This is a genomic window from Paenibacillus sp. FSL H8-0168 (assembly GCF_038592955.1).
GTDB lineage: Bacteria > Bacillota > Bacilli > Paenibacillales > Paenibacillaceae > Paenibacillus > Paenibacillus polymyxa_B.
In genome coordinates this window covers 5383386-5401156 of record NZ_CP151948.1, presented here as the reverse complement: position 1 = coordinate 5401156, position 17771 = coordinate 5383386, and the positions used below count along the sequence as shown (strand labels likewise).

Genomic DNA, 17771 nt, shown 5'->3' with positions numbered 1-17771 from the left:
TCCTTGTTTTACTATGGTCCCAGATAGGGGGGGCAAGCCTGAGTGAGCATTTTGAATTTGGGCGATAGTTCCTAATCTATATTCATCCATTATTTGTTTACCTTTTCCCCGTTCTGTTTTTTCTGATTGCTCTGGTGCGAAGAAGCAGAGTTAGAAGAGGGAACTCTCAGAAAACGTGACCATCGTGAGAAAAGGAAGCGAAATGCGTTTCCTATTTGCTTTTTGCCCGCGTTTACAAAGAGCAAAAGGAGCATTCCTGCCAAGACGATATATTCGGATGGACGCATAGTGCTAAAAGCCAATACCATGGGCTCCCACGGGGTATGAGTACCGAATAGCCAGTTCACTAGCAGAATGGTGCCGAGCATAAGTATCATAAAGAGTGTAAATATCCACAGTATTTTCATAAAATATTCCTCCGATGTGTATGAGCTGAGCATGTACCATGTATACATTGTGTTGCAAAGCCGTTCAATTTATCCGATCCCATTGACTTGAAATAAATTAAGATTTATACTTATTCTAAATTGATCTTTATTATGATTGTAAGTTTGTAATTAATATAATCTGCGTTGGTTAAGGGAGATGCGGCATGAGAACTTTAAATTTAACTTCGCAGCGCCAAGCGGTATATGATGTGGTTCGTGAAGCCCACGATCATCCTACTGCGGCCGATGTTATGAATCGGTTGATGGAGCGCGGATATAATCTGGCCTATGGAACGGTATATAATTCACTGCGTTATTTGACGGATAAGGAATTAATCCGTGAATTGAAGCTGGGGGAAGCTGCTAGTCGTTATGACGGACGGATGGACGATCATCAGCATATTATTTGTCAGGTTTGCGGCCGGGTAGATGAAGTGATGAGTGAAGTCCCACATGATTGGATTGACACGGTTGCGCATGAAACGGGGTATAATATTGCCCATGCCCATGTCGTATTCGGAGGAGTGTGTAAGGAATGTCAAAGCAAGCGAATCAGATAACGAATCGTTTCAAAGTGGCTGACATGCCTAGAAGGGTGAAGGGCAGTTGGACATCGATGTTAGCAGCTCCCTCTACACCTACGGTGCAGACCGTTCCCTCCAATGAGCCTTTGTATTGTCCGACTACACGTCGTATCATTCTAATCAGTTCGGTACCGGGTATAGTTCACGGGTTGGTGCGTACGTTGTCAGATGCGTGTTTTGATGTGATGGTTTTTCATCGCTGGGAGCCTGAAGTGCAGCGTCATCTGGGAAGCGATCTGTTGATTTACGATTTGACCGCCACCGAACCACAGAGTGAATTACTGGATATCCGCAATCGTCTGGAGGTAGAAGACATGAAAGACACACCGGTTATGTACGTGGTTCAGGATCGGGTGTCTGTACATGCGAATGAGCTGCTTCCTTCAGAAGAGGTACTGGTGTGGCCGCTGGCTTCCAATCATATGGTGCATGACATTGAACGGATGATTGTACGCCATCCTGCCGTTTCCCGTCAGGCAGCGCAAGCCAGCCGTCGTACGGTGTTCAAGGACATCTGGATTGACCGAGATAAAATGCTGGTATATAAAGAAGAGAGTCAACTGAATCTGACTAAAACAGAATACGATTTGTTGCTGAAGCTGATTGATGCTCAAGGCAAAGTGATCTCTCGCGAGCAAATGATGCACGATATCTGGGAGACGGATTTTGTAGGCGGTAGTAACGTTGTAGATGTGCATGTCAAAAGTTTGCGTAAGAAGCTAGATGATCGACCTGCGGAACCTGAATATATTGCAACCGTAAGAGGTGTAGGATACAGATTGGCAGATTGACCTGAAAGTTATGAATACCGATGAATTTCCGCCGGATGGAGACATTCGGCGGTTTGTATAGGATTCCATGAAGAAACTGACATTAGGTGTGACGGTTGACTTTAGCCGGATATATACACTACAATCGGTAGTGTGAGGTGCTTCTTATGAAACGACTGAATTTTAAAGCTGGCGAAACCGGGCTTAACCGATTTTTCGGGCCTCTGGAAGCCAAGATTATGGATATTTTATGGTCCACTTCGGATCGGAGTATCAAAGAAGTGCAGACCGCGTTGGAGGGGGATCGGGACTTTAACTTCAATACGGTAATGACCGTGATGAACCGTTTAGTGGACAAGGGGATACTGAGTAAGAGTATACGTGGGAGAACGTCTTTATATCGTCCAGTTTTAAGTAGGGAAGAGTTCATGGATGAGCAATCCAAGGGACTCAGTCACGAATTGGTGGATGAATTTGGTCCGCTTGCTGTCAATCATATGATTGATGCTCTGGAGGTGGCCGATCCGAAGTTGATCGAACGTCTGGAACAAAAAATTAAACAATGGAAAAAGGATATGTAGCGATGTGGAAAACACGTTCTAAATTACTGTTTACAGCAGGCGCCTTGATTTCGGGTTTCGCCCTTATACAGATGGGTATGTACGCCGGGCAGCATGTTTTCGGCTGGAAATTGAATTATAACGTGTTTCAAATTTGCAGAAGTTTGTTGCAGCACTACGGAATTGGCTACATGGTGGATGCGCTCAGCGGGCTGGTTTTCGTTACCTTCGCTATCGCCGGAGGAGAAGCAGTCAGACAGTGTATGGCTACCAGGGCAGCTTTTCGCAGACTGCACCGAATGCGTGACCTCTCTCTGACCGAGGCACTGGGTGAGCGATATCGTGAACTCGGGACCGATCGGATATGGGTCATTGATTATGCCAAGCCAGCCGCTTTTACCATGGGATTATGGAAGCCACGTATTGTATTGTCCTCTGCACTATTGTCCGTACTGGACAAGCACGAGGAAGAGGCTGTCATATACCACGAAGCCTATCATATGAAACATTATGATCCGTTGAAGACCTGGTTGCTGCAAGTGTGTGCTAAACAGCTGTTTTACTTGCCAGTGCTGCGTCACATTACCAATCATTATAAGACGGCCCGTGAAATTTTGGCTGATAACGAAGCGATTCATCGAGCTGGTTCACCAGTTGGGATTGGGAGCGCATTGCTCAAGCTTCTGAGTATGACGCCTGCCAATACTCGCCTGGTAAACTCCGCCGCTTGTTCCTCGTTTGCAGAAACGTCCATTAATTATCGTATCTCACGTATTTTAGACCCTCAGCAAGAACCTGTCATTCAAATGCCTTGGCGTTCGATTATGTTTTCCAGCTATGTGCTAGTGATGCTGACACTTATGTTCGCACTGGCGCTAATCTAGTTGGACAAGAAATGTTTCCTGCGGGTGGCGCTTTTCGCGCTCCCAATTCTCGATGTGCAACACACTACACTATGTAGTTTGTTACATGATTTTTATACAACTTAAAAGGAGATGAGCAAATGAATCAAACGCTTATGAATATTGGATTATTGTTGGTACGAATCTTTACAGGGGTTATTTTTATCGTTCACGGTGCACAAAAGTTTCAGGGATTAGACGGAACCTCCGGCTTCTTCCAAAGTATCGGACTCCCTGGTTGGATGGCCCCTGTGGTCGCTACGGTTGAGCTGGTTGGAGGAATTGCACTGGTTCTGGGTATCGGAACACGACTGGCTGGAGCGGCATTGACCATTGTTATGATTGGTGTATTGCTAACCGCTAAAAAAGGACAGCCTTTTGGCTCGATTGAATTTGATCTGCTGATTCTGTTCACCAGCCTTCAGCAAGCGCTTGTCGGTGGACGTTTTCTGGCAGTGGATCAGTTATTTGGCCGCAAAAAGACTGAAAACAGTAACGTACAGGTCTAAATGTTCATATAACCGCGTCCTTAGTCTTATAGGGCGCGGTTTTTGTTTTTCTCCTTTGTGAAATTTTATTGTAAATCATTTGCTACTTTCAGCCGATATAACTAACACGGAATGTAATTCAAATATATTGTTTTATGAGCAAAGGGGAAAAAACATGGGAACAACGCGAAAGAGAAAAACGATATGGACACTCAGGAACAAGCTAAGTTTAGGCTTTTTACTTGTTTTGCTGATTCCGAGCTTAAGTATTTCCATTGCGACCTATAAATCATCATATAATGCTATGGAGAAACAACTCCACGGGAGTGCGAATCAGGGGGTAGCGACAGCTAACTCAATTATTGAATACGCAATCGCCAGTAAAATTAAAGATGCGAGTTATTTGGCGGAGCGTCTGGACGGCTCGATGATAGATGGTCGAAACAGCCCTTTGATTCAGCCGAAGCTGATCCAATACAAGGGTTTGCATGAAGATGCCACGGATATTTTTGTTGGAACACCGGAGGGGCTGATGATTCGGGGGGTGCCCAAGGAGGATGAAGGGACATTTGATCCTCGCACACGCCCATGGTACATCGAAGCGATGAAGCAGCCCGGTAAGGTTGCAATTACGCCTGTTATTATCAATTCATCGGGTATTCCTGTTGTCGTAGTATCTCAGACGCTTTCCGACAAGTCCGGGGTTATCGGGATTTCCCTAAATCTGGAGAGTGTACGTAAACTGGCCTCCATCAAAGTGGGCCAGGAGGGGTATATCATCATTTTGGATCATACGAAGAAATTCGTAGTCCATCCTACGGCTAAAGCGGGCTCATCTCCTCAGGAGAATTCGCTTGATACGTTGTATACTGCGCCGAGTGGGAACTTCAACTATATGCATGAAGGCCGCGAGAAATATTTGACCTATGTAACGAATACAGATACCGGCTGGAAAATTGCAGGCACCTTCTATCAATCCGAGATTAGCGATGCCACCGCTGCCATGCGTTATGTAACCATTTTCGTGCTGGCTGCCTCACTGGTGATTGCGCTTATCGCGATTTTCCTGATCACCCGTTCTGTTCTGGTACCGATTCGTAAGCTGCAAAAATCAGCAGAACGAATCAGTGAAGGAGATTTGACGGGCGATTTGGAAACTGGAAAAACGGATGAGGTAGGCGAATTGTCTTCTCACTTCCAAACTATGGTCGACAGTTTGCGCACGATGATTCGAAGCGTACACGAAACGACAGATCGGGTAAGTTCTTCAGCGGAGGAACTGGCTGCGGGTGCAGATCAGACAACCCAAGCGATTGAGCATGTCACCATTGCTATCCAGGAAGTAGCTGTGGGCAGCGAACGTCAGGTGGAGAGCGTCAAGCACGGCTCCGTAAATATGGAGGAGCTTGCTCAGCAAGCAGCGAACGTATCCGAGCGTATGGTGGGCGTATCTGAACATGTGAAGATGAACGCCGAGTCGGCTCAGGAGGGCAGCAAGGCTGCTACGCAGGCTGTCCAGAAGATGCATGACATCGATGAGACCGTTAACGATCTCGGACAGGCCATGGACTCTCTCAATGAGCGCTCCGGTGAAATCGTGAATATTATCAGCGTTATATCCGGTATTGCCAAACAGACCAATCTGTTAGCTCTGAATGCGTCCATTGAGGCCGCACGTGCGGGGGATCATGGTAAGGGATTTGCCGTGGTCGCTACGGAGGTACGTAAGCTAGCTGAGGAATCAGCGAAATCGGCTACTTTGATCTCGGAGCGCATTGAAGCGATGCAGGTGGATATGAATCATGCTCTGGGCGCTATGCATCAAGCGCGGACACGGGTGACGGAAGGCATTGATTCGGTAACCACGTCTGAGCAATCCTTTGCGGAGATCAGCCAGGCCGTGGAACGAGCTATGGTACATATCAATGACATTACCGGAGTGACTCAGGAAATGGCACGGGGGACTGTAGGTGTCGTAGATATTATGAGCGATATTGCCCACATTTCGGACGAGGCAGCGAGCAACACCGAGTCGATCTCAGCAGCGGCTGAGCAACAGCTCGCTTCTATTGAGGAAATTGCTTCATCTACAGCGGACCTGAGCCAAATGGCAGAGGAATTGCGCGAACTGGTTGGACGTTTTCAGGTTGAAGGAAAATCCTAAAATGATAAAAAGCGCCCGGATACAGGAGATTGTACTCTGTATCCAGGCGCTTTTTTTAATGTGTTTAGCATAATTTCTGGTTTGCAGGGTTAGAAGTTAACGTTGGAAGGACTTGCGGCGATCCAGGCGGAAACGGACATCCCGTGAGCTGTCGGAAGGACGCAGCGAACTTCTCTGAAACATATTGTTCAGAATCAGTGCGAAAATGACTAGCACTGTCCCATATAGTTCAAAACGGCTAATGACATAACCTTGGAAGTACATGAGTACCAGCGTGGTAATCGGTACAAAGTTAATAAATAGAATTCCGTTCAGTGGAGACAGCTTTCGGATTCCGGCATTCCAGCTAAGCAGGGCAGCTAGCCCTGGAAGCAGGATCATAAAGCTCATTTCGTATTTAACTGACCACACAGCCTGCCAGTCCGGCACCACAATCCAGTTGAAAGCAGAGGCAAATGTGACGACTACGAAGGAGACGAGAGTTCCCAGCAGGCAGGTTAGGGTTGAATACCGAAGAGTAGACCATCCTGCAAAGTGGCTGCCTCCCATGGAATATACGACCCATCCGACGACGCCTACGAAAATAAGCAGCAGCGGCAGTAAATGTTGTCCGGCAAGTGTGAAAAAGGTCCATTTTCCGTTCGTGATCACAAGTAAAGCCCCAGCCAGCGCAATCACCATGCTGATTAGTGTATATTTCGGAGGCATTTTACGGGTCATGACCCACACCATCGCAATGGAAATCATCGGCATTAGCACTTCCATTATAGAAGCTACCAGAGTACCTGCTGCCCCCATCGCGTGCTGTCCCTGGAAAACGGCCATATTATAAATGGTGAATCCCATGGTCCCAAAGAATAACAACGTCTTGCCCTTGCCCTCAAAGCGAAATGCCGTCCGTCCCTCTTTGAGCCACAATAGCACGACTAAAATGAGTGTAACCGATAAATAGCGCAAAAATGAAAAGTACAGTGGATTGATATGTTGTAATGCAATGTGCGAAACCGGAAACATCGCCCCCCAGGACATACTGGCGATTAGGCATAATAAAGATCCGGTCATGATTTGTCTGTTCATGATGTACAAAAGCTCCTCCTTGCCGGTCTCAGCGGACATTTCTTATGGACACATCATAAAGGATAGGAAGCTGTTGGTAAAATGATTGAAAATAAACATTATGATCATTTAAAATGATAATAAGTGACAAGGCGCGTCAATTTTAATGGCCCCTTGTCCTTCACAATAAGGGGGAGCAGTAGTGGATCTGAACGATTTAAACATTTTCCAGACGGTGGCTGCGCATGGCAGTGTCAGCAAGGCTGCAGCCGAGCTTAGCTATGTCCAGTCCAATGTAACGGCCAGAATCAAGCTGCTCGAAAAGGAACTGCAAACGCCTTTATTTAATAGACATAAGCGGGGCATGATCCTCAATGCCGAGGGCAAGCGTCTGCTGCAATATACGAAAAGCATTTTATCGCAATTTGAGGAAATGAAACATGCGTTTCAGAATACCTCTACACCTTCGGGGGTGCTGGAGATTGGCATTGTGGAGACTGTCATTGCCCTCCCGGCCATTTTACATGCTTACTATAGCAAGTACCCGAATGTCGAGTTGTCCCTCAAGGCCGGGGTTACAGAGTCTCTGGTGCAGGAGGTTGCAGAAATGCGGCTGGATGGAGCTTTTGTGACCGGGCCGGTCAAGCATCCGCTGATTGAACAGTTTGATGTGTTTCAGGAAAAACTGGTCCTCGTATCCCAAGGAGATGACTTTTCTGTCGAGGATCTTACAACCCGTCCACTCCTGCTGTATAAAAAAGGCTGCGGCTACCGGGGACGGCTGGAAACCTGGCTCAAGATGGAGGGGATTATTCCTAAGCAGATTATGGAGTTTGGGACATTTGAGACAATTATCGGCAGTGTGGCGGCCGGTATTGGAATGACTGTTTTTCCCGAATCGTCGATTAGCGGGCTGGTGGCTCAAGGCCTTGTATGCGGTCATGCGATGCCTGAGCCGTACAATGAAGTAACAACGGTGTTTATCCGGCGTAAGGAAGCCTTTGTTACCAGTACTTTGCAGTCTTTTATAGATGAGATTATTACTCAGACAGAGGCGTAGCATTATCGCTTGGGCTCGGTTACAATGAGAGGGATTTGATCTCATTTTTCTTCCTGAAGGAGGGCTATTATGTTTACAATATATCCAGCGGCTTCCCGATTCAGCTTCGATAAGGGCTGGCTGCGGGGGAGTCACAGCTTTTCATTCGCGGAGTATCAGGATGAGAACAATACAGCGTTTGGTCCTATGCGTGTCTGTAATGACGATGTCATCGCACCGGGACGGGGATTTGGGGCGCATCCGCACAGTGATATGGAGATTGTTTCGATTGTGCTGTATGGGGAACTGCGTCATGAAGACAACCGTGGACATGTAGCGGTGACCGGTTTTGGAGGCATTCAGCGAATGTCAGCGGGCCACGGCATCATTCATACGGAGCACAACGCTTCACAAACGGAGGATGTCAGTCTGCTGCAATTGTGGTTTAGCCCGCATACGAGAGGACTGAAACCGTCATATGAGGCTACAGCATTCAATCCTGAGCGTCTTCAAGGTCAGCTTCTGCCTGTCGTTGCCGGAAAGCGTGTACCAGGCACAGAGGGTGAAATAGCTGCAATCAACCAGGATTTAACGATTTATTTAAGCAAGCTTCAGCCTGGAGAGCAAGTAGAATTCACACAGGCCGAGGGTCGGCGCGTGTTCCTATTCGTCATCGAAGGCTCGCTGCGTGTGAACGGTGAACATATTCTGCAAGGACGCGATTCCGCTCGTATTGAGCAGGAGCCGAAGCTCTCACTGAAAGCAGAAGATTCTGTTTTTTATATGTTGATTGATTTGCCCTAAAAGGAGGTGCGCACAATGGCGCAGCAGGAAACATGGCTGATCAAGCATGCCGTCACGGGACGTAGCTTTGCTGACAGCCGCAAGCAGAGTTTCGATTGTCATTTTGAATCGGTGGACGGTGTGTTTCGCTTTACGCTTCAAGAGTTGCCGCGTGAGACGGCGGAGGCGATTGTGCGTTATAGCGGGGAGTTGAACGTATTTCGTTTTGTAACCCCGGTAGACGACGGACCCGTGGTGAAGCATTGGTATTACGTCACCCCGGAAAGTGTGGAATATCATGATCAGACAGATAAGCTTACGTTCAAAGCTGGTTCTGAGATTGAATACCATCCCGAGGAGTATTGGGGAGATTAATCATTCCTTTATCATAAATTTTCAGATATATGATGGATTTTCGAAGGCTCTGCATCATTGCAGGGTCTTTTTGTTATCCGTTCAACATGTTGAGTTCATTGGATACATAATCCTTTGCAGGCTGGTACATCCTATATGTCATATTATCTGTTCGGCTCATTCGTAAAGGGGGAATAACGATGAAGAAAGGGCGCTTTCCCAAGTTGCCGAAGCCACCGTGGAGCCGGAGAGCGATTCCAGCCGCAGACCGCAAGACACGAAATTCCAATGTGCCTAAAGGACTGCCTGAGTCTTCGTGGCTGGAACAGCCGCTACGTAGCAGTGTGGAAGACAATTTGATTGCTTTGCGTGATATTTTCAAGGATTGCTCTGATATCGTCTATCGAGAGCTCATGATTTCCCCTGAACGCAAAGGGTTGTTGGCTTATTTTGAAGGTACGGTAAAATCGGAGGATTTGCAGGATCATATCCTGCGGCCTGTCATTCTGGGTATGATGCTCAAGGACCCTGAAGTGAACGGCAAATTGGAGCCGCTGGATGAAACTCGTATCTCCATGTCCCAAACCAAAACGATGGACGAATGGAAGATGGTATCGGCAGCGATACTGGACGGCAATGCCGCCTTGTTCGTAGATGGCACGCCTCGTGCGTATATTTTTAGCGCCAAGGGGGGTGTCCGCCGTGGAGTGGAGGAACCGCAGACCGAATCGGTTATTCGTGGACCGCGTGAAGGATTCACAGAGACACTTCGCGTCAATACGGCACTGTTACGTTTCAAACTGAAAACCTCCAAGCTCAAGATGTACAGCATGACCATCGGAACAGAAACTCAAACGAGCGTCGTCCTTACTTATATTGAAGGGATCATAGATCCGAAGCTGGTGGAGGATGTCAAAAAAAGGCTCAGCGATATTAAAATTGATGGTGTTCTGGAGACTGGATATATTGAGGAACTGATTGAGGATCACCCGTTTTCGCCGTTTCCGCAAATGGAATACACCGAACGCCCGGATACCGTCACGGCGCAATTATTGGAAGGACGTTTTGCTATTTTTGTAGACGGAACGCCCTTTGCCCTGATTGGGCCAGTCACGATGTGGCAGATGATGCAAGCGAGCGAAGACTATTATGAGCGTTTTTTTATCAGTAATATGGTGCGCTGGATTCGTTTTCTTTTTCTCATATTGGCTCTCTTTCTGCCTGCATTATATGTAGCGGTGACGACCTATCATCATGATATGCTGCCGACGACGCTTATTTTGAGTATTGCGGCAGCACGTGAGTCTATCCCTTTCCCCGCTTTGGTGGAAGCACTAATGATGGAAATTTCCTTTGAAGCGTTACGAGAAGCGGGGATTCGTCTCCCCAAAACGGTCGGTCAGGCTGTCAGTATCCTTGGAGCGCTCGTCATCGGTCAGGCCTCTGTACAAGCAGGGATTGTATCGGCCCCGATGGTCATTATTGTGTCGCTCACAGGTATTGCGTCGTTTACCATCCCGCGTTTTAACTTTGCCATCACGGTTCGTCTGCTACGATTTCCAATTATGCTGATGGCGGGATTATTCGGATTGTTTGGGATCATTATTGCGACAACGCTGATTGCTACGCATCTAACCAAGCTAACATCGTTTGGTGTTCCTTATATGAGCGGATATAGCCCATACAAACATATGGATCAAAAGGATATCGTCGTTCGTGCGCCTTGGTGGAAAATGACTAAACGTCCTTCCTGGATTGGTAAAGACAACAACAAACGAGCGAAGGAAAAGATGAATGGATCGCCTACAACCGAGGAGGGATGGTGATGAAGCACAAATCCGATGCACAACAAATACGTAAAGCGGCTGTGCTCTGTTGTCTGCTGCTTTGTTCTGTTCTTTTGGGAGGATGCTGGGATCGCCGTGAAGTGAACGATGTGGCCTTTGTGATGGGTACGGGTCTGGATAAAGAAGGCGATCAATATCGGGTAACGATGCAAATCGCTTTGCCCGGACAACTTGGATCTTCGGGCAGCACAGGAGGAGGGGGAGGTACAAGCGGTACGAAGTCCTACTACCTGGAGTCCAAAACAGGTCCAAGCTTTCGCGGAGCAAGCACTGAGGAACAGCGCGGAGTTTCGCGAACACTGAATTACTCCCACCGGCGGGTGCTGCTGTTCGGCGAGGCGCTGGCACGAGAAGGGATTAGTAAAATGATGGATGTACTGGCACGTGTTCCGCAGAACCGACTGTCTTCCCTGGTTGTTATTACGAAGGGATCAGCGATGGAAGTGCTTCAGGCAGATGCCCCGATTGAGCAATATCCGGCAGAAATGGTGCGTGAGCTCAACTATTCCTATATGAAAAAACCTCGTTCTATTAAGCTGCTGATAAATTCCGTCCTGCTGGATGGCATTGACCCGGTGGTGCCGGTGATGTCTCTGGTGAAGAATGGGCCTTCTAACCTTAAAGACAAGAAGACGAATATTCAGGTCGATGGACTGGCTGTGTTTCGCAAAGACAGGTTAACAGGGATTATAGATAACCACCTCAGTCGGTTTCTGCTTTTGGGTATGGAGCAAGCCAAGGAGACAGAAATATTTATCCACCCTCCCAAAGGTAGAGGCTACATATCTGTACACCTCATCGAAAATAATGTCCATATCAAGCCATATATTCGTGGGAACGATATTCGCATGACCGTTCATATGAACTGTAACGGGAATGTGAAGGAAAATGAGACGGATTTCGATATTTCCAACGAGGAAAATTTGAAGTGGCTGGAACAGCAGACAGCCGAGGAAATTAAGAGGGAGCTGGGAGAGGGTGTCAAGGTGATCCAGCAAAAATATCACTCAGACGTACTTGGTTTGGGCCGGGCTATTATTACGAGTCATCCGGATGAATGGGAACGGATTAAACCTCAATGGGATCAACTGTATCCCAAGGTGGAGGTCACTATAGATCCGGTCGTGCATATTGAAAATATCGGTGCAGTCACCAAACCATTCGGGGTCAAAAAGGAGCAAATCCAGAATGAATAAAGTATTTCTATTACCTTTATTGCTGGCTATGCTCTTCATGTATCTGATTGACCGCAAAAGTATTAGGGATGCGCCTGCCGTCAATCGCTGGATCTCACGTGTATTGTATGTTATTAGCATTGGTATCTGGATTTACGGAACATCAACGAAGAGCACTGTTTATGTGGCTACATGGCTGGCCCGTTTTATTGACATGTGGCTCCCCCCTACGTTGTAAATCGTGTAATGGATGCCTGCGGGCAAAAGGAGGATGTACCTGCATGAGACAGTTCACAACCAGACAAATCGTGCTGCTTGGTGTATTGATGGAGGTCGCTATTACCCTTATACATGCTCCGGCGCAGGCAGCAGATTACGCGAATCAACATGCCTACTGGACCTGTGTAATTGCAGCTATCGTGCTATGCTTGCCGATTTGGGCCATGTTGAGACTCAAGCGGCGTTTTCCTGATCAGGACCTGATGCAGGCCATGGTGAGCTTTCACCCTGTGCTAGGACGTATGCTGCTTGCAGTCTACCTTATTTTATTTCTGATCATTTTTGCACGGGATTTGAGAGTTATCACGGATTTGGTGGAGGTTGTACTTTTGCCGCTGACTCCGATTGTTGTCGTATCTCTTATTTTGCTTTTGACTCTGGCGTTTATGGCCAAAGGCGGAATAAGCACCATCGTGAATATGACCGAGATTTTTGTACCTTTGTTGATTCTGACGCTGCTGACCATGCCGCTTTTTTTCGGGCGTAATATGGATTTTTCGGTACTGAGACCCTATTTACATCCGGAAGTAGATGGAGTGATCAAGGGCAGCTGGCGCATGCTGGGATATATGGCCGATATCATGATGGTTCCCTTTGTGATTTCTGGGAAGAGCTATAATGGGCGTAGTGCGTGGTATGGGCATTTGCTCGGAACCGCATTTCTGACCATGCTGATGTTGCTGTCGGAGTTGGTTATTGGTGTTCCTATCTTGTCCCGGCTATTTTATCCATCCTATGAACTAGTGCGTCAATTGCAGCTAACGGACTTTCTGGATCGGTTCGACTTGTTCGTGGCCGCACTGACCGTACCGACCTTTCTTACGAAGATTGGGGTTGACCTGTACGTTACCAGTTTGGCAGTAAAGCGTATGTTTGCCCATGCATGGGGAAGTCTGATGGTTTGGCCCGTAGGTTTGTTGGGTTACGTCTGTTCGTTTATGCTGTTCTCCAACATTGTGCAAATTTATGATTTCAGCCGGGAGTGGACCGCGGTGATGATCATTTTTTTTGTTATCATGCCCTTGTTGCTATGGATGTTGCTCCGACCCAAATCTAAAGGGAAAGGCGGAGATGATAAGGCATCTAACGGAGAGCGGGATAGCAGTAGTCAGAAAGAAAGCCAGCATGGAGGCAGAACAGGACACGACCACTTATAAGATTACTGTATTTATCGGAAAAGTAATTCTTATTTGTCTTTTACCCCTCTGATTGTATACTTGGTAGAAAGAAATACGACTTCTACAAGGGAGGCAACAGAATGGCACAACGCATGGCAGGTAAGAGAGTCGCTCTTGCTGGTCCCCGTAAAGCAGAAGAAATGGCGCTGCTAGTTGTGAAGATGGGGGGTGAGCCAGTACAGCGCCCGGCCCAGGGCACCGTTTTTTTGGATGATATCGAGCTGCGCAACGCTGTTGTATCGTGGGTGAAGCACCCTCCGGACTGGTACATCTTCACGACAGGTATGGGGCTGGATGCCCTGTTCGATATGGCAGAGGATATGGGCGTAGCCGAGCAGATCATGGAGTTGCTGCAATCTTCCAACATTGCAGCGCGGGGCTACAAGACGGTCAATGGACTCAAAAAGCGTGGCTTTACGCCAGCAGTACGAGACGAGGACGGAAGTTTGATCGGATTGACAGGAGCTTTTGCCCCATACGATCTGAAGGGGAAGGAAGTACTGTTGCAACTGCATGGCGATCCAGCTCCACGGTTGGTAAAGTGGCTGGATGAGCAGGGGGCAGTGACCCGCCAGGTACTTCCTTATAAGCATATCCCACCTGAGGAAGCAAAATTGCAGGCGTTACTGGAGGATGTTATCCATCGTAATGTTGATGCTGTTACGTTTACAAGTGGTCCGCAAATCCGATTTTTGGCCCAATATGCCAGAGAGCAAAATCGAATCGAGGAGTTACTGGAAGCTTTTCGTGAGGATGTGATTGCTGTATCAGTAGGGAAGGTGACTGCACAGTCCATTGTGGAAGAAGGGATTGATCGAGTCGTGTTTCCAACCGAAGAGCGCATGGGCGCGATGATGGTGGAGCTGGGCAAATATTTTGAACATAACGATTCGGTGCATGGCTGTGGTCTGAAGATCGTGAATGGTCATTGAAATGAGATAGAAATTATAAATGCAGTATGCTAAAAAATGAACTTATATTTTGGGATACAGAGTAAAATAAAGATAAGGGCCTACGAGGTCTTTATCTTTTTTTGTTGGACATGCATCGACAAAGATTTTTGTTATAGCGAAAATATTTATCTAATATAATGAATAAGTTTCGATGCATGATACTTGAGCATTTTGCATAAATCCCAAGAGCGTTTTCAAATAAGCAATATATAGATCGAAGCGCTCTAGTTCGTCTATATATTGTACTTATGAGCGTTGGGGATCGAATTATGCTAAATGCTGACTTAGGACAGGAGCTGAGACGTTAATGAATTCTATTTGCGTATTTGCCGGGTCCAGACCTGGACATTCATCGGTATATGTTGAGGCTGCAGGCAAGCTGGGGGAAGCCATGGCTCGCCATCATATCCGTCTGATCTATGGTGGATCTAGCAGGGGGCTGATGGGAGAGGTGGCGGATGGAATGCTGGCGGGTGACGGTCAGGTCACTGGCATTATGCCCACCCTATTATTTGATGCAGAGATCATTCATCGGGGAGTTACCGAATTTATTGAGGTAGCAAGCATGCATGAGCGTAAAGCGGCAATGAGCGAGATGGCCGATGCGTTTATTGCCCTTCCGGGTGGCTTGGGAACCTTTGAGGAGCTGTTCGAGGTATTGTGCTGGGCGCAAATCGGCATTCATCGCAAGCCGATTGGGCTGCTGAATGTGAATGGATATTTTGACCCGTTAGTAGAAATGGTACGTCATAGCGTGCAAGAAGGGTTTACCGGGGCTGAGCATCCAGCGTTATTAAGTATCTCTGCGGACCCGGACGAATTGCTACATATGTTAAAAAATAAAGCAGAGAACTTGAAATAAAGCGTTTTTCGTGCTTGCACAACTGATTGAGGCAAGGTTATGATAAGACCCATAATCAAATAGCGGACAGACAAGGTGCCTTTGCGGTTGAGCAAAGGGTAACAGGGAATCGGGTGCAAATCCCGAGCGGTCCCGCCACTGTAAGGAAGAGGATTTTTTTAAATGGTCACTCGTGAAAAACGGGGAAGACAAAAGAATCTGTTGATGCCAAGCCAGGAGACCTACCTTGATCTGTATGCACCGTTAACCTTCGCGGAGAGGATGGGTGTACGAAATCAGGAAATCAGGCACACGTTGCTTTTTCCATGTTGGTTAGAGGTTTGCGTGGATATGAACGTGCAGCAGCGTTTAAGCGTAAACAGACAGGTGGAAAACAACGGCAGGTTGGAGGAAGACAAATATGTCTTCTTACGCTGTTTGTTCGTCTGATGAGAGATGCGTACATAGAAACCCCATCCGGGCAGGATGGGGTTTTTTTGAGTTACACGATGTGCATAAATCATTGAAATAGATAGCATAGCTGCCCTGAAAAGGATGAATAGGAGGAGCACGATGAGCCCATTAGGAAAATTGCTGGTGATTGGATTTGGACCAGGAGATATGGAACATATCACAAAACGGGCGCTGGATGCGCTGGCCGAAAGTGAGGTCATTATCGGCTACAATACCTACGTTGATTTGATCCGTCCGTTGTTGAACGGACAGGAGATTGTACGCACAGGAATGACAGAGGAAGTGAGCCGTGCGCAGGAGGCGGTTCGCCAAGCAGAGATGGGCAAGAAGGTAGCTGTCATTTCCAGTGGAGATGCGGGAGTCTATGGTATGGCAGGGCTGGTGTACGAAGTGCTGATGCAAAAAGGCTGGCGACGCGAGGACGGGGTTGAGGTAGAAGTCGTGCCAGGGATCTCGGCTATTCAGTCCTGTGCTTCACTGTTGGGGGCGCCAGTTATGCATGATGCTTGCACGATCAGTCTGAGTGATCATCTGACCCCCTGGGAAACGATTGTGAAGCGTGTAGAAGCAGCGGCTTCGGCCGATTTTGTGATTGCATTATACAACCCGCGCAGTGGTCGGCGTACCCGCCAGATTGTGGAGACGCAGTCCATTTTGCTGCGTTACCGCGATCCGCAAACTCCAGTCGGGTTGGTGAAAAGTGCTTATCGTGAACGTCAGCAAGTTATTGTAACGACGCTGGAAGATATGCTGAACCATGATATTGGGATGCTGACGACTGTAATCATCGGCAATTCCTCGACGACGGTGTATGACGGCTTGATCGTGACTCCGCGCGGATATCAGCGCAAATACACATTAGATGCGACCGAGCAAGCGCTCAAGCCGCATCAGCGTCTCCGTACGGAAGCAGAGCCGTGGTCGCTGGGCGCGCAAGAGGATACACCGCAGGCAGGTGCAGCCCCGACTACGCCCGCTGGACCCTCCGCGAGCGGCGCTGCGGTTGCGACGCAGGCACGCCCGCAAGCGATGGCTGCCGTGCAGGCAACGGCCGCTGTGCAAACCGGCGCAGCCCCGGCATCGCTGGCGGCAGAGGCACTAAGCCGCCTCGCTGTCGGCGGCAAGCTGCCTGGCGAAGCCAACGCTCGCTGGAGCGGGCAAGCGCCTGCTACCGAGAGCACCGCCAGAACGTCAGCGGTGGCCGGAGCGGGGGCCGCGTCCGGGATGGCGACAGGCGGCTTTGGCAAGCCTGCGCTATTTGAGGTGGGCGTTTCCCCGGGTGTGGGAAACAAGAAGTTCACCGCTCGCCAGATGGCGCTGCTCGCCGAGGTAGCGGGTGATGACGGCGAGCTGGAATACACGCCAGATCATCAGATCGTGCTGCGCGTACCGTGTGCAGACCCCGAAGAACTGGTCGGACGGCTGCGGGATGAACGATTCATTGTCATGCCGATTGGCGATGTGTTTAAGGTGAAGGCGTGCGACTTCTGCAATATGGAGAAGGATGACGCTGTGCCTGTGGCTGAGCATTTACAGGTTGTACTTGGCGGATTACAGGCACCCAAGGAAACGAGCATTGCATTGAACGGATGCGGTATGGCCTGCTATGGAGCGGTGCTGGAGGATATCGGCATCGTCTATCGCAAGGGAGGATACGACCTCTTCCTTGGTGGCAAAAAATTCGGTCGCAATGCTCATGCCGCTCAGCCCGTAGCGGAAGGGATTCCGGGTGATCAAATTACTGACATCGTGGAGAACGTCATCGCTGAATATAAGGAAAAAGGGCATCCGAACGAGCGTTTTCATAAATTTTTTAAACGTGTAGGCGTCGTTGCGGGTTTCCGGCATGAAGATGCACCAGCAACGGTAGAAGTGAATGCGGTTTGTGGTGATTAA

The 17771-nt window shown here is 48.3% G+C and carries 18 protein-coding genes and 1 riboswitch; of the genes, 16 read left to right on the top strand and 2 right to left on the bottom strand.

All coding sequences use genetic code 11. The features are described from left to right. Positions 1-89 precede the first annotated feature (89 nt). Complete coding sequence (locus MHI21_RS23905) at positions 90-407, bottom strand: hypothetical protein (RefSeq protein WP_341162849.1); 318 nt, start codon at positions 405-407, stop codon at positions 90-92. 185 nt (positions 408-592) lie between these two features. Here MHI21_RS23905 and MHI21_RS23900 point away from each other — a divergent pair, with 185 nt between their 5' ends. The 6 genes from MHI21_RS23900 (at position 593) to MHI21_RS23875 (ending at position 5896) form a co-directional block, all read left to right on the top strand. After that, positions 593-988 carry a transcriptional repressor gene (locus tag MHI21_RS23900; protein ID WP_023990809.1) on the top strand — a complete coding sequence of 132 codons (396 nt, stop codon included), beginning with the start codon at positions 593-595 and terminating at the stop codon, positions 986-988. Continuing rightward, positions 964-1803 carry a response regulator transcription factor gene (locus MHI21_RS23895; RefSeq protein ID WP_341162850.1) on the top strand — a complete coding sequence of 280 codons (840 nt, stop codon included), beginning with the start codon at positions 964-966 and terminating at the stop codon, positions 1801-1803. The genes MHI21_RS23900 and MHI21_RS23895 overlap by 25 nt, the downstream gene beginning before the upstream one ends. A gap of 146 nt (positions 1804-1949) precedes the next feature. Further along, on the top strand, positions 1950-2363 hold the full coding sequence (locus MHI21_RS23890) for a BlaI/MecI/CopY family transcriptional regulator (RefSeq protein WP_039271686.1): 414 nt from the start codon (positions 1950-1952) through the stop codon (positions 2361-2363). 2 nt (positions 2364-2365) lie between these two features. Next, positions 2366-3226, top strand: a complete 861-nt coding sequence (locus MHI21_RS23885; RefSeq protein WP_069290603.1) for a M56 family metallopeptidase — start codon at positions 2366-2368, stop codon at positions 3224-3226. Positions 3227-3345: 119 nt separating this feature from the next. Continuing rightward, entirely contained in the window at positions 3346-3753 is a 408-nt protein-coding gene (locus MHI21_RS23880) for a DoxX family protein (RefSeq protein ID WP_341162852.1), read from the top strand. A 154-nt stretch (positions 3754-3907) separates the two neighbouring features. Then, positions 3908-5896, top strand: coding sequence for a methyl-accepting chemotaxis protein (locus tag MHI21_RS23875; protein WP_342419029.1), 1989 nt, complete (start codon positions 3908-3910; stop codon positions 5894-5896). A 96-nt stretch (positions 5897-5992) separates the two neighbouring features. On the opposite strand, the gene MHI21_RS23870 is transcribed toward MHI21_RS23875, so the two are convergent. Continuing rightward, a complete protein-coding gene (locus tag MHI21_RS23870) occupies positions 5993-6973 on the bottom strand; it encodes a DMT family transporter (RefSeq protein WP_250266866.1) in 981 nt (326 codons plus the stop codon). A gap of 181 nt (positions 6974-7154) precedes the next feature. On the opposite strand from MHI21_RS23870, the gene MHI21_RS23865 reads away from it, so the two are divergent. The 10 genes from MHI21_RS23865 (at position 7155) to cobJ (ending at position 17771) form a co-directional block, all read left to right on the top strand. Then, a complete protein-coding gene (locus MHI21_RS23865) occupies positions 7155-8012 on the top strand; it encodes a LysR family transcriptional regulator (protein WP_342419028.1) in 858 nt (285 codons plus the stop codon). 69 nt (positions 8013-8081) lie between these two features. Continuing rightward, on the top strand, positions 8082-8795 hold the full coding sequence (locus MHI21_RS23860) for a pirin family protein (RefSeq protein WP_069080099.1): 714 nt from the start codon (positions 8082-8084) through the stop codon (positions 8793-8795). A gap of 15 nt (positions 8796-8810) precedes the next feature. Then, positions 8811-9149: a hypothetical protein gene (locus MHI21_RS23855; protein WP_342419027.1), complete on the top strand. Its 339-nt coding sequence runs from the start codon at positions 8811-8813 to the stop codon at positions 9147-9149. Between the two features lie 179 nt (positions 9150-9328). Continuing rightward, on the top strand, positions 9329-10954 hold the full coding sequence (locus MHI21_RS23850) for a spore germination protein (RefSeq protein WP_342419026.1): 1626 nt from the start codon (positions 9329-9331) through the stop codon (positions 10952-10954). Beyond that, positions 10954-12171 carry a Ger(x)C family spore germination protein gene (locus MHI21_RS23845; protein WP_342419025.1) on the top strand — a complete coding sequence of 406 codons (1218 nt, stop codon included), beginning with the start codon at positions 10954-10956 and terminating at the stop codon, positions 12169-12171. The genes MHI21_RS23850 and MHI21_RS23845 overlap by 1 nt, the downstream gene beginning before the upstream one ends. Beyond that, positions 12164-12388, top strand: a complete 225-nt coding sequence (locus tag MHI21_RS23840) for a hypothetical protein (protein WP_025720145.1) — start codon at positions 12164-12166, stop codon at positions 12386-12388. Before MHI21_RS23845 ends, MHI21_RS23840 begins: the two co-directional genes overlap by 8 nt. Positions 12389-12431: 43 nt before the next feature. Next, positions 12432-13586, top strand: coding sequence for an endospore germination permease (locus MHI21_RS23835; protein ID WP_342419024.1), 1155 nt, complete (start codon positions 12432-12434; stop codon positions 13584-13586). Positions 13587-13687: 101 nt separating this feature from the next. After that, positions 13688-14539 carry a uroporphyrinogen-III synthase gene (locus tag MHI21_RS23830; RefSeq protein ID WP_068938986.1) on the top strand — a complete coding sequence of 284 codons (852 nt, stop codon included), beginning with the start codon at positions 13688-13690 and terminating at the stop codon, positions 14537-14539. A 328-nt stretch (positions 14540-14867) separates the two neighbouring features. Further along, positions 14868-15422 carry a TIGR00730 family Rossman fold protein gene (locus MHI21_RS23825; RefSeq protein WP_023990794.1) on the top strand — a complete coding sequence of 185 codons (555 nt, stop codon included), beginning with the start codon at positions 14868-14870 and terminating at the stop codon, positions 15420-15422. Between the two features lie 56 nt (positions 15423-15478). Beyond that, a riboswitch (cobalamin riboswitch) is annotated at positions 15479-15666 on the top strand. A gap of 308 nt (positions 15667-15974) precedes the next feature. After that, positions 15975-17771, top strand: coding sequence for a precorrin-3B C(17)-methyltransferase (gene cobJ / locus MHI21_RS23820; protein WP_342419023.1), 1797 nt, complete (start codon positions 15975-15977; stop codon positions 17769-17771).

Bases quoted from the DNA above. Each gene is read 5' to 3' on its own strand.
- MHI21_RS23840 (WP_025720145.1), top strand. From the start codon at position 12,164: ATGAATAAAGTATTTCTATTACCTTTATTGCTGGCTATGCTCTTCATG.
- MHI21_RS23895 (WP_341162850.1), top strand. From the start codon at position 964: ATGTCAAAGCAAGCGAATCAGATAACGAATCGTTTCAAAGTGGCTGAC.
- MHI21_RS23905 (WP_341162849.1), bottom strand. From the start codon at position 407: ATGAAAATACTGTGGATATTTACACTCTTTATGATACTTATGCTCGGC.
- MHI21_RS23900 (WP_023990809.1), top strand. From the start codon at position 593: ATGAGAACTTTAAATTTAACTTCGCAGCGCCAAGCGGTATATGATGTG.
- MHI21_RS23835 (WP_342419024.1), top strand. From the start codon at position 12,432: ATGAGACAGTTCACAACCAGACAAATCGTGCTGCTTGGTGTATTGATG.
- MHI21_RS23880 (WP_341162852.1), top strand. From the start codon at position 3,346: ATGAATCAAACGCTTATGAATATTGGATTATTGTTGGTACGAATCTTT.
- MHI21_RS23825 (WP_023990794.1), top strand. From the start codon at position 14,868: ATGAATTCTATTTGCGTATTTGCCGGGTCCAGACCTGGACATTCATCG.
- MHI21_RS23845 (WP_342419025.1), top strand. From the start codon at position 10,954: ATGAAGCACAAATCCGATGCACAACAAATACGTAAAGCGGCTGTGCTC.
- MHI21_RS23855 (WP_342419027.1), top strand. From the start codon at position 8,811: ATGGCGCAGCAGGAAACATGGCTGATCAAGCATGCCGTCACGGGACGT.
- MHI21_RS23885 (WP_069290603.1), top strand. From the start codon at position 2,366: ATGTGGAAAACACGTTCTAAATTACTGTTTACAGCAGGCGCCTTGATT.
- cobJ (WP_342419023.1), top strand. From the start codon at position 15,975: ATGAGCCCATTAGGAAAATTGCTGGTGATTGGATTTGGACCAGGAGAT.
- MHI21_RS23850 (WP_342419026.1), top strand. From the start codon at position 9,329: ATGAAGAAAGGGCGCTTTCCCAAGTTGCCGAAGCCACCGTGGAGCCGG.
- MHI21_RS23830 (WP_068938986.1), top strand. From the start codon at position 13,688: ATGGCACAACGCATGGCAGGTAAGAGAGTCGCTCTTGCTGGTCCCCGT.
- MHI21_RS23875 (WP_342419029.1), top strand. From the start codon at position 3,908: ATGGGAACAACGCGAAAGAGAAAAACGATATGGACACTCAGGAACAAG.
- MHI21_RS23860 (WP_069080099.1), top strand. From the start codon at position 8,082: ATGTTTACAATATATCCAGCGGCTTCCCGATTCAGCTTCGATAAGGGC.
- MHI21_RS23890 (WP_039271686.1), top strand. From the start codon at position 1,950: ATGAAACGACTGAATTTTAAAGCTGGCGAAACCGGGCTTAACCGATTT.
- MHI21_RS23870 (WP_250266866.1), bottom strand. From the start codon at position 6,973: ATGAACAGACAAATCATGACCGGATCTTTATTATGCCTAATCGCCAGT.